The sequence below is a fragment of the Ezakiella peruensis genome, assembly GCF_900215725.1.
GTDB lineage: Bacteria > Bacillota > Clostridia > Tissierellales > Peptoniphilaceae > Ezakiella > Ezakiella peruensis.
This window is the reverse complement of the sequence record NZ_LT962470.1, coordinates 309,951-322,205: the sequence shown is the minus strand read 5'-3', so window position 1 is coordinate 322,205 and position 12,255 is coordinate 309,951. Positions and strand designations below refer to the sequence as shown.

General features: G+C 26.6%; 12 protein-coding genes and 2 pseudogenes. All 14 read left to right on the top strand.

Features of this window, described 5'->3' with window-relative positions; genetic code table 11:
- Window positions 1–630: an ABC-2 transporter permease gene (locus CUU59_RS06495; RefSeq protein WP_099951152.1), complete on the top strand. Its 630-nt coding sequence runs from the start codon at window positions 1–3 to the stop codon at window positions 628–630.
- Window positions 631–657: 27 nt separating this feature from the next.
- Complete coding sequence (locus CUU59_RS06490; protein WP_099951151.1) at window positions 658–1,755, top strand: radical SAM protein; 1,098 nt, start codon at window positions 658–660, stop codon at window positions 1,753–1,755.
- Window positions 1,756–1,775: 20 nt separating this feature from the next.
- Window positions 1,776–2,072 (top strand): PqqD family protein, encoded by a 297-nt coding sequence (locus CUU59_RS06485; protein WP_099951150.1) that lies wholly within the window; start codon window positions 1,776–1,778, stop codon window positions 2,070–2,072.
- Between the two features lie 40 nt (window positions 2,073–2,112).
- Entirely contained in the window at window positions 2,113–2,295 is a 183-nt protein-coding gene (locus CUU59_RS06480) for a hypothetical protein (protein WP_099951149.1), read from the top strand.
- Window positions 2,296–2,395: 100 nt separating this feature from the next.
- Window positions 2,396–2,986: a CPBP family intramembrane glutamic endopeptidase gene (locus tag CUU59_RS06475; protein WP_099951148.1), complete on the top strand. Its 591-nt coding sequence runs from the start codon at window positions 2,396–2,398 to the stop codon at window positions 2,984–2,986.
- A 145-nt stretch (window positions 2,987–3,131) separates the two neighbouring features.
- Complete coding sequence (locus CUU59_RS06470) at window positions 3,132–3,377, top strand: hypothetical protein (protein WP_099951147.1); 246 nt, start codon at window positions 3,132–3,134, stop codon at window positions 3,375–3,377.
- 410 nt (window positions 3,378–3,787) lie between these two features.
- Window positions 3,788–4,172: pseudogene (locus tag CUU59_RS08330) on the top strand (DNA-binding protein); the annotation flags it as partial.
- Window positions 4,173–4,472: 300 nt separating this feature from the next.
- Window positions 4,473–6,020: a sensor histidine kinase gene (locus CUU59_RS06460; protein WP_099951146.1), complete on the top strand. Its 1,548-nt coding sequence runs from the start codon at window positions 4,473–4,475 to the stop codon at window positions 6,018–6,020.
- Complete coding sequence (locus CUU59_RS06455) at window positions 5,992–6,597, top strand: response regulator transcription factor (protein ID WP_099951145.1); 606 nt, start codon at window positions 5,992–5,994, stop codon at window positions 6,595–6,597. Before CUU59_RS06460 ends, CUU59_RS06455 begins: the two co-directional genes overlap by 29 nt.
- A 320-nt stretch (window positions 6,598–6,917) precedes the next feature.
- Window positions 6,918–7,598, top strand: a complete 681-nt coding sequence (locus CUU59_RS06450) for an ABC transporter ATP-binding protein (RefSeq protein WP_099951144.1) — start codon at window positions 6,918–6,920, stop codon at window positions 7,596–7,598.
- Window positions 7,588–9,939, top strand: coding sequence for an ABC transporter permease (locus CUU59_RS06445; RefSeq protein ID WP_245870569.1), 2,352 nt, complete (start codon window positions 7,588–7,590; stop codon window positions 9,937–9,939). Before CUU59_RS06450 ends, CUU59_RS06445 begins: the two co-directional genes overlap by 11 nt.
- A gap of 117 nt (window positions 9,940–10,056) precedes the next feature.
- Window positions 10,057–10,341: pseudogene (locus CUU59_RS08250) on the top strand (helix-turn-helix transcriptional regulator); the annotation flags it as partial.
- Between the two features lie 152 nt (window positions 10,342–10,493).
- Window positions 10,494–11,393, top strand: coding sequence for an ABC transporter ATP-binding protein (locus tag CUU59_RS06435; RefSeq protein WP_099951142.1), 900 nt, complete (start codon window positions 10,494–10,496; stop codon window positions 11,391–11,393).
- Complete coding sequence (locus tag CUU59_RS06430) at window positions 11,390–12,232, top strand: ABC transporter permease (protein ID WP_099951141.1); 843 nt, start codon at window positions 11,390–11,392, stop codon at window positions 12,230–12,232. Before CUU59_RS06435 ends, CUU59_RS06430 begins: the two co-directional genes overlap by 4 nt.
- The last annotated feature ends 23 nt before the right edge of the window (window positions 12,233–12,255 follow it).

The following is a 12,255-nucleotide window of genomic DNA, read 5'->3' as shown; positions in this document are numbered from 1 at the left end:
ATGAAGGGGCTAATAACTAAGGATTTATACTTTTTGGGAAATAGTTTAAAAATGCTAATAGTTGCTATGGTAGTTATAGGTATAGGAACTTCATTTTTAATAAATACTGAAATGTTTATTATTATTTTTCCAATCGCTTTAGGATCAGTAATACTTATTACAATACCAAAAGAAAAAAATACTAAATGGGATAAATTTATAGCTTTAACTCCATTGCCAAAAGATACACTATTGAATACTAAATATTTATTATATTTAGCAATGGTTTTTATTGGAATAGTAATAGGAATTGTTATAACTTTTATAAGTTACTATATCAAGGGAGGATTTGACTTATCTGATTTATTGGCTTCAATCGGACTATCAATTTCAGTTTCATTATTATCGGGAGGAATATCTATTCCTATAAATTTTTTATGGAGTGAGGAACGTGCCATTATAGGACAAATATCATCATATACTTTTGTTGCTTTATTTTTAGTAGCGTTATTGTATGGAATTAATTTTTTTGTATCTGTTAAAGATAATATAGGGATTATTATGATAATACTAGGAATAGTGAGTATGGTTATTTTTATAATTTCTTGGATTATAGGCAAAAATAAAGTTATTAAATTAGAATATAACTAAATTTTAGTATTAAAATGGAGGTAAAGTATGGGAAATGGACTTGATTTAACAAATTTTGAAGCACTGAACAATCATTTGTGCGACGTGAACGGTATTGAGTATTGTGCTAAAGACTACTTCGAAAATTATGAAAATGGAATGAAAAATCAAATCAAAAAGAAATTATTTCCAGATAATTATAAGTACCCTACTGGTGTGCAACTTGAATTAACATATAAGTGTAATCATAGGTGTATACATTGTTACAATCAATCTGGAGGTTTTCATGAAGAAAAAGAACTCACCATTGAGGAGTGGAAAACTATAGCTAAAAGATTAGGAGAACTAGGAATTTTTCAATGTGTCATATCAGGCGGAGAACCAACTACATTAGGAGATGGATTAATTGAAATAATGGAAGTTCTTGATAGATATAATGTCAAATTTATATTCATTACAAATGGTTTGTTAATTGACGAAGATTTAATAAAAAAATTGGCAAAATTTAAGTATACTTGGTTTCAAGTTAGCATTGATGGTTCTAGACCTGAATTACATAATTATGTAAGAGGTATAGAATGTTGGGATCAAGCAATAAAAGCAGCTAATTTAGTTAAAAGAGCAGGTCTTCCACTAGTAATTTCACATGCTATAGTAAGTAAAAACTATGAATACTTAGAGGAGATGATTGATCTAGCTTATTTATTAGGAGCTAAGAGAATTGTGACAGGTCCTTTCACGTATACAGGAAGAGCATTAATAAATGGAGAAAAATTAGAATTAAGCAAAGAAGAAAAAATAAAGGCATATGATTTAATAGCTAAAAAGTCAGAACAATATAAGGGGCAAATGCAAGTTATAGCTTCTGCTGAAGAGCCGTTAGGATTAAGGATTAAAGCTACAGAAGTAAATGGAGTGATGTTAATTAGACCAAATGGCGACGTGAAAATAGATTGTATTGCACCTTTTAAGATAGGAAATATATTGGAAGAAGATATATATTCTATTTGGGATAATATAGGTAGAGATGTGTGGAAGCATCCTAAAGTAGTTGAATATATTAATAATATAAAGTCTTCGGAAGATTTAAGAACAATAGAATCTAGGGTTAATTTAGATGAAGATATTCTTTTGGAAAGAATTTAAAATAATTAGGGGAGAATATTATGATTGATAAATTTTATGAATTAATTCATGATAGAATGCCGATACCTGCAAAATATAAAATGAGAAGAGATGGAGATCATTTTATAGTGTTACCATCAAATATAGGAGTTTTGGTTTCGTTAAATGAGACATCATCTTTTATCTTATATAGTTGTGACGGAAAGAAAAATATAAATCAGTTAGCTAATTTATTACATGAACATTTTAAAAGTATCCCTGTTTTAGAATTAAAAAAAGATGTTACTATCTGTCTTAGAAAATTAGAAGCAATGGGATTGATAATAGGATATAATTAATATTTAATATTATATCAAATAAATTAAGGAGGTATAAAATATGGCTGAAGTATTAAAAGAAGCAGAAAACTTGAATTTTTTTGAAACAAAAGATTATGAAAAACCAACAGTAAGTAATATTGCTCCAGAAGAATTTGTAATTCCAGCAATGTTAGCTACAGCTGCGATTAGTGGAGCTGTTGGTGGTGCTGTTGGAGCTATTGTTAGCAAGTTAATGGGTTAGTATTTAAGCGTATAAACTGCGGTAGTTTTACTACTGCAGTTTCTATATTTATAGTAAAAAAGGATATTAATATATAAGATATTCTAAAAAGGATTTAGGTATGAGATTAGGTTTGTTGCATTCTATAACAATAACAGTAGTATGTACATTGGTGTTCTTATTAACACAAGCTTTTTTATTAAGAAAATTCAGTAATGAAAAGAATATTATATTTATTCAGTATATTATATTTACATTATCTTTACTATTTTTTTTAGGCGACGATAAAATAAGCAAAAATACTTTATTAATTGTAATATTACCAATATTATTATTAGTTATATCGATGGTTATATCCATATATCTAGAAAAAGAGAAGAATGATGTAGACGTTGTTGAATCAATTTTAAAAGTATGTAAGAGTGATATAGGTAAATATTATGTATATGTTGTTTTAGCTCCAGTATTGGAGGAATTATTTTTTAGAGCTTTCATAATTGGAAATATTTTGAGTGATGAGTCGATTTTTAATAGATTAATCATATCAACAACAATTTTCGCTATATCTCATCTAAAACCTAAGGCTGTAATAGAATCATTTATTGGAGGACTTATTTTATCGATGACATATATTTATACTAATAATATATTTTTAGTTATATGCATTCATATTTCATATAACTCATTATGTATAAGTATAAAGTCAAAATAAGGTGCTTAAATTATACTTAAATAGCATTAAAGGAATTGTAGTTTTGAATTATAAAAGTGGAGACTAATTAAAGTAAAGAATTTAGCCGCATCAGTAAAATTACTTTGTTTATAGTTAGGAAGTAAGATATGAGCAAGATAATGAAATGTTAATTGATGTTGTAGTGAGTGAAGCTGGAGCTATTGAATCAAATGATGTAGTTTATTCAAATGATAAAAAATTCGTTGAACATATAATGCAACAAAGTACACTTCAAACTAGAAATGAATGTGAAGTTGCGATGGCTATTTTATGTGGAGCTAGCGGAGGAGCTGTATGTTATGCGATATATGGAATAGAAGCAATTTTATCTAGAATTGGTGGATTAGGTTGTGCAGTTGGTATGGATTGATAGGATCATTGGGTTGCTATTGTGCAACATTTAAAACTTATTGGTAAGTTGGTATGAGTAAAAAATAAATGGAAAAGCTTTTATAAAGTGTGGTGACTCAATAAAAAGTAAGTGCTATCTTTATGTCTAATTTTAGGATATGGTAATATAAACATTTTAAATTTAATATTTATGTCGAGAAACAAAACTAAAGACGGTGAGATGATATCTTCATCGTCTTTTTTAATACAAGAATGGAGATAAGTATGAAAAAATTAGAACAAATAAGACAAGAGTCAAAAGAAAATAAAGATAAAATAGAAGACACAGTAGAAAGATTAAGGCAACTAAAAAAAACAAGAAAAAAACGAAAAAGGACAAGAGAGGTAGAGGAGGGCGAAAAGCTCTCCTTATTTAGTACAAGGAGGAAATTGGGCAATATAGCTGGCAAAGTAGAAAATCTTGAAAGAGAAAATGCAAATGGAGAAAAGTTCAAGGTAAGCAACTTTTCAATTGTTTCAAAAGATGACGATGGGAATAAAGTTTATACCAATTGTTCAGCCTATGGAGATAAGACAAAAGATATAGAGAACCTAAAACAAGGAGATTTTGTTAAATTATTTGGTCAAGTAAAAATAAGCATTGATAACAACGGAAAGGAACATAAAAATGTTCGTATTTTGTCTTCTAAGCTCTTAAAAGCAAAAGAACAAGTAAAAGAGTCAAGATAAAGATAAAAAGTCAATATTAGGGCAAATAAAAAGCTTTAAGACAGATGACAAAACTAAGTCAACTAAGAAAGATGCAGAGAGGTAAATATCGGCAGTCTTCGGACTGCCTTTATTTTTTTATCATGTTGAAACAGATTGTATAATGACGTTATAAAATTACGGTAGGTATGATACACAAAAGTTAGCTGTAATTATATCTTAATACGTCTATAATAGTATTAAAAGCTGAAGTTAAAATAGAAAAACAAAAATATCACAATATATTAAAATTTGTAATTAATACCAGAATCTCATTTATAATTTTAATAGATCTTTTTTGGAGTTAAGAAAATGAAACTGTATATAGATAAAGATTATCTGGTTTAAATTTTAAAAGGAGGGCAGGGTGAAAAAACAAAATTTAATTTTAATTATCCATATATTACTGCAGGCTGTTCTGTTTATTCCCATAGCACCACTTATAAGATATCAGTATTCATTAGATATGGGAATTGTAATATTATTTTTACTAAGTGTTATAAACTTTTTAGCCTATATTATATGCGTGTTAAATACTGAAAAAAATTATATACTGATGCATAGCTTAGTTGTTGAATTATTTATTATTTTCATTTTTTTACAAGATGTAATATTAAGAAATCTTTCGATAGGAAAGTATATCGAATTATTAATCTATAGCTTGATACTATTTGCAAGTTTCAATCTTTTAAACTCATCGAGTAGGATTAAGTTCATTCCATTAATTACAACAATGGGGATTATCATATCAATCATAATGATGAAATTCAATACTTATTTAGCATCTTCAATATTTAATTATGTTGTGATTATTTTATTATTGACTCCAATCATATTTTATTCAAATGATAAAAACATTCGAAAATATGAAAGTAAGACAATTATAATATTGCAAACTTTATTTATAATAGCTTTTTTCCTATACAAGAAGTATGAAGCTGAGGGTCTTGTTTCTATAAGTGAGTATCAACTGTTTACATGTATCTTCATTGAATCTATATTGCTGTATAGGATTAGTAAGACAAAAATCAAAAGCGGTTTATTATTTTTCTCCCGTTCTTTGAAAAAAATATTTCCTGAATTTATAATTTTGTCTTTGATGCTCTATTTTATATTATTATCTTTTTCAGGAGTGATACTATTTTCTTTAAGCTTTTTCATGTTTATAGTAGAATTTAGCTTGTTTGAAAAACATAAAAAATTCAATTATATAACTTTTGAGGAGATGTTGGATAACTATTATGCTGAAAAGCACAGAAATTTAGAAATTGAAAAACTGAATACTTTAAAGATACAGACATTTTTACATGATGACATTCTACAGATTATAATAGCTATAAGAAGGTGGATAGAAGATAATCTTTCAGGCTCTGGAAAAAAATACATTATAGAAAACCTGGATAAGTTAAACGATTTGATTCGCCATGAAATAAATTCATTTAATCCAATGCTAAATGATTATAGCTCTCTATATGATGCATACAACAGACTTATCATAGATATAGAAAATATGTATTTAGATAATGAAATGCTTATAGAATTTGAATGTGATAGAAATATAGATTTACCCAGTCCTTATGCTGAATTGATTTACAAATGTATCAATGAATTATTAATAAATGCACTAAAACATTCAAAAGGATATAGTACAGATATTGTTCTTATAATTTTAGAAGATAAAATTCATCTTACCATAAAAAATTATGGGGATTATTTAGAAGATGAAGAAAAAATAGTAGAGGGAAATATAGGATTAAATATTTTAAGATTAAACTTAAGAGAATATGGTGGAAAATTTGATTTTAATTTTTCCAATAATCAAAATGAACTAGATGAATCATTTGTAGAATTTAAAATAGAAGTTCCAGTTGAGAGGGGTGTAGTAAATGAAAATCTTATTAATAGAAGATCATAAAATGGTCGCAACTTCTTTAAAAATGAGTTTAGAGACGGACGAATCTATTTCTGTAGATATAGTAAATAATGTTAGAAACCTAAGTATAAATGAATCTGTCCTTAACTATGACTTGTTACTAATAGATATTAATTTAACAGGTATAGAAGGAACAATAAATGGTTTAGATGTGGCTGAAGAATTTATTAATAAGTATGTAGATCTTAAAATAGTAATATTAACAGCGTATAAATTAGATTTTTATATTAAAAGAGCAAAAAGAATTGGATGTAAAGGATTTATTTCCAAAGAAGAAGATACACTTAAACTAATAGAAGATATAAAATCTATCGCTTTGAAAGGTAAAGTAATCTTCCCAGAAGAAAATCATATGTTAGAGCCATTAACGAAAAGTGAAATTCATATAGTTAAACTATATTCAAACGGACTATCAAGGAAAGACTTAGCTAAGGCACTAAATACAAATGTAAGAAGTCTGGCAGTATCCTTATCAAGAATATATCAAAAGTTAGGCGTTAGAAATTACCAAGAAATGATCGATAAAGTGCGTGAATTGGGATATGTTGATTCATTTTAGAGAAAAGCATTAGAATTTTGTAATTCTAGTGCTTTTTTTATTCACAAAAGTTAGCTGAAATAGAATTCAAAAAAATATAAAATTAAGGAAAGGTGGAAATGAATAACATTTAAGGTTGGTAAAGCAATGAATTATTCTAGTAAACTGAAAAAATAGTTAGGAATAACTAAAGAATAAGAACTTAAGACTTTAGATTTTAATGAAGTTAAGTTTGTGTCAATGCTGTTGATAGTAAACGATTTATAGTATGTATGATTATTTTGATGATACAATTGTGAATCAACAGATAAATAGATTTTCAAATTTAAGGAGGATGTTTAATGACTTTAACTATAGATAAAGTGAAAAAAATATACAAACAAGGAGAAATAGAAGTCAAAGCAGTAAATGATGTAAGTTTTACTGTTAAGGAAGGAGAATTTTTATCTATTATTGGAGACAGTGGTTCGGGGAAGACAACATTGTTAAATCTTATAGGAGGTATTGATCATCAAACAGAGGGGAAAATTATGTTTGATGATGTGGAATTAAATAATTTAAATGAGGAAGAATTAACAGAGTATCGTAGAAAGAATATAGGGTTTATATTCCAAGAATACAATCTAATTCCTATCTTAAATGTTCGAGAAAATATAATTTTACCTTTAAATTTAGATGGCAAAGAAGCCGATAACGACTATTTGGATGAAATTTTAGATTTGTTAGAAATAAAACAAAAAATATCTGCTTTCCCAAATCAATTGTCAGGAGGACAACAACAAAGAGTAGCTATTGCCAGAGCTCTCATTTCTAAACCAAAAGTAATTTTAGCAGACGAACCAACAGGAAATTTGGATCAAAGAAATAGTCAAAATATAATGGAGCTATTTGTTCAGATGAATAAAAAATTTAATCAGACAATTATAATGATTACACACAATTTAGAATTAACAAAGTATTGCGATAGAGTTATACGCATATTAGATGGTCAAATTGTGGAGGATAAAAAAAATGAAAAATAATATCCTGAAAACATATGTCAAAAGAGATTTGAAAGTTAATAAAATTAAAAGTTCTACAATATTGCTGACTATAATTTTATCTTTTGTCTTTATTAGCATAATGAGTTTGTATTCTATAAGTGCTAAATTAATGTTTCAGGAAAAACTAGAAAATGGACATCAAGCATCATTAATTAAAGTAAATCCTAAACAAGTTGAAGGGATAAAATCAGAGAAGAGCATAAAAAAAGCGGGAATAGGATATATTTTTCCAGAAGTTAGTATAGGTGATATAAATCTAAGAGTTGCATATATGGATTCAGATTTACGTGACTTAGGGAATGTAAATAATATAGAAGGATCTTATCCTCAAAAAGATAATGAGATAATAGTGTCTGAAAACTACTTAAAACGTATTAACAAAAAAATTGGTATTAGAGAAAGTATAAACCTAAATTTAGGTAATGGTTCAAAAAAATATATAATAAGTGGAATTTTATATAAAGAAGGTGTAGAAGGAACTTATCCCGTATTTGTATCTAAATCTTATGTTGATAAATTTGGTCAAGTTGATAATTACTTAGTACAACTAAGTATGAAATCACCAAATTCATACTCTGAAGATATGCTAAAAAATGAGATAAATTCAATAGCATATAAGTATAAAGTAGATGAATCTAACGTTCATTTTTTTGATATGTACTTTAGTTATATGAAGTTGGTTAATACAGATCAATATATTATGCTTTTAATATTGGCAGTTTTGTTAGGGGTAGTTTCTTATCTCATTATCCATAATATTTTGTATGTTTTTACATTAGAAGATAGGAAAAACATAGCGATTCTGCGATTGATAGGAGCAAGTAGAAAACAGTCAATGATTATTCTAAATAAAAGGATATTATATATTGGTTTAATAGGAATTTGCTTAGGAATTTTAGGGACTTTTAGCATATTTTTTATCAATAACAGAAATGGACTAATATTTTTATTAGAACATAATCCATTATATATAATAGTCACTTTAATACTTAGCAGTTTGTATATTTTTATGGTTCTTAAATCTTCGGCAATATCTATAAGAAAAGATATAAATAGAATTTCTGCTAAAGAACTTTTTACGAGTGGTCAATCTACAAGCCATCTGGTAAAGAGAAAGAAAAATAGTTTTGTTACACCTAAATTTATAGCATGGCTTAATATAAAAAGAGATCATAGAAAGACAATAACTATGATTCTATCACTAAGTATTGGAGGAGTATTACTTGTTTCATCTTATGCTTTTTTAAAATCCTTTGATCCAGAACAATTAGCAAGAAAAAGTTATACAAATTATGAAATAAGTATTATGTCAAATGAAGATTCTATTTTGGGCAGTTCTAATGATGAAATTAATGGTGATATGGAAAAAAGAAATCCATTAGATAATAACTTAATTCGTTCATTAGAAGAGGTTGATAATGTAGAAAAAATTGAAGTGGTAAAAGGTACAAATGCAACTTTCGTAAGTCCAAATGGAAACTCAGAAGTTTTGAGTATTGTAGGATATACTAATCAACAAGAAAGCTTTCTTAATAAAAAACTTATAGAGGGAAATACCTCATACTCGAAATTGACCAAAGAAAAGGGAGTTATTGTTAATCAGCCAAAAGAAATAAAAAAATATTATGGATGGGATGTTCAAATAGGTGACGAAGTAAAATTTCAAAAAAATGGCAAAGATTTTACGGCTAAAGTATTTGGTATAACCGATACTTTAAGTAGTGGGATATACTTTTATATTCCAGATAATTCATTGAATTATTTTGGAGATGCTAATACTAATTTTAATTATGAATTGAGACTTGAATTAAAAGATAAGACATTAAAGGCTCAAAAAAGTACTGTAAATAAAGTAAAACAATTGATTAATATGCATCCATTAAAAATGGAAACCTATCTAAATGCGGTAGATGAATATAAAGTGTCTTTAAAAACTAGTAAAAAGTTTCTTTTATCAATAACTATATTAATTTTAATTATGGGTGTTGGAAACTTAATAAATACTTACTTTACAAATGTTATTAGTAGGAAGAAAGAGATTTCTTTCTTAAATCTTGTAGGTATGAGTAAATCTCAACGTATTAGTATGCTCATGAACGAAAATCGTTACTATATGAATAGAATCCTTATAATTACTTTAATAGGTGGAGTTATTATTTCGTATGGTCTTCACGTTTATACAAATAATGATCCGATTCTTGGTGGGTTGCAATATAGATTCCCAATTGCAGAATTTATATTGTATTCTATTATTATGTATTTCATTGGAAGAATTGTTTTGAGGATTGTTGATACCATATTGATTACGAAGAGGAAATAGTATGGGGAAAAATAAAAAATCGAATTACAGTATTTTCTTGATGGAATATGCTCTATCAAGAAAATACTTAATATATTATTTTATAACAATATCAATAATTTTTATCATATCTATTATGAAGAGACATCTAAATTAATAGAAGATATAAAATCTATCGCTTTGAAAGGCTAAGTAATCTTCCCAGAAGAAAATCATATGTTAGATCCATTAACGAAAAGTGAAATTCATATAGTTAAACTATATTTAAACGGACTATCAAGGTAAGAGTTAGCTAAGGCTTTAAATACAAATGTTAGAAGCCTGGCAGTATCTTTATCAAGAATATATCAAAAGTTAGGCGTTAGAAATTATCAAGAAATGATAGATAAGGTGAGAGAACTAGGCTATGTAGATTCATTTTAGAGACAAGCATTAGAATTTTATAATTCTAGTGCTTTTTTATTCACAAAAGTTAGCTGAAACTTCTTATAAAAGCTCTTATAATTATATTAAAAGTAGGAGATATAATATCATTATTTAGAATTCCTCATAAAGTTATAGAAAGGAATAATCAAATGAGCGAATATATATTAGAAACTAGAAATTTAGTAAAAAATTTTGGAAATTTTACAGCAATAGATAATGTTAATTTAAAAATTAAAAAACAATCTATTTATGGTTTAATAGGAGATAATGGAGCTGGAAAATCAACTATTATGAGGATGATATCTGGATTATCTAATAAGAGTAGTGGGAATATAGAGCTATTTGGTAAAAATGTTAAAAAAAATTCTAGTTATTTTAGTAAAGTAGGCAATTTAATAGAAACACCAGCATTATATATGCAACTAACAGCTTATGACAATTTGAAATTAAAATGCTTATCTTATGATATAGAAGATGAAATGTATATAAAAGAAATACTTAAAATAGTTGGGTTGGAAAATTGCTATAATAAACAAGTTAAGAGTTTTTCCTTAGGAATGAAACAAAGACTTGGTATTGCAATGGCACTTATAGGATTTCCTGAAATTATTATTTTAGACGAGCCAATTAATGGACTTGATCCTCAAGGAATAGTCGATATTAGAAATATGTTAAAAGAAATTAATAAAAAATACGGCATTACCATAATTATATCAAGCCATATATTGGAAGAGTTATCTAAAATCGCAACAGATTTTGTAGTAATTTCAAAAGGGAAGTTACTAGCTGAGTTTACGATAGAAGATTTGCATAAAAAATGTAGATCAAGAATAGAGATAATAACCAGCAAAGCGAATGAAGTATCAAAAATTTTAAATAAACATGGATATGAAAATGAGATTATAAATAGTAGAAAAGTTATATTAAACGATTACTTTGATAAAATAAGTCTAATAAACTCTTTGTTAGTAAATTGTGGTATAGAAATAAGTTCAATTTCTGTAAAAGAAATGAGCTTTGAAGATTATTATATGGAGATATTAAGATGAGTAGAGCAATAAAATTAGAGTTATATAGACTACGAAGAAACAAATATCCATGGATAATTTTAATTCTTAGTAGCCTTATGATAATTGGATCTGTATATATGACAAAAGTTGATTATCATTACTATATTAATGATAAAGCAGCACTAGAAAACTTGAAAATAAATTTCACACAGATAAATTGGGGGATTTATGTTGGAAGTGTGATTCCAGATTGGTTAGATTTAGGCTATATACCTATAACTGAATTATTTATGAGGAATATTCAAAGTAAAATTTTATTGATGTTCCAAACAGTTTTTATTGTGATGTATATAGGAGATGAACTTAAATCTAGTTTTCTAAAAAATATTAATCAAGTTTTTCCAAAAAAAATAGAGCTAACTTTAGGAAAAGTAGCAATAATATGTGTATACACATTAGCTATATTTATTACTAGTTTTATTATTATGTCATTATCATTTTATATTATGGAAGGATATTTGAAATTCACAGAAACAGGAATATTCATAAAATATATACTCACAGAATATTTATTATATATTACATATAGTATTGTAATAATGTTTTTAGCATATTTGATAAAAAATTCTGCCGTTACACTTATTATTGGTCTCCTTGAGTCAGCTGGAATATTACAAATAATTGATACAATATTCCATCAAATATCTGGAAACTTATCATTTTCAATTATGAATTATCTTATATCAGGAAACATAGTATTATTATCAATTGATAGCAGTGATTCTATTTATTTAAGAGTGATATTATTATCGATTATTTATTTGGTTATTATGATAATATTGAATACCATGATTCTTAGCAAAAGAGATATTTATTAATTTAGAAATGGAGAGTTTTATGG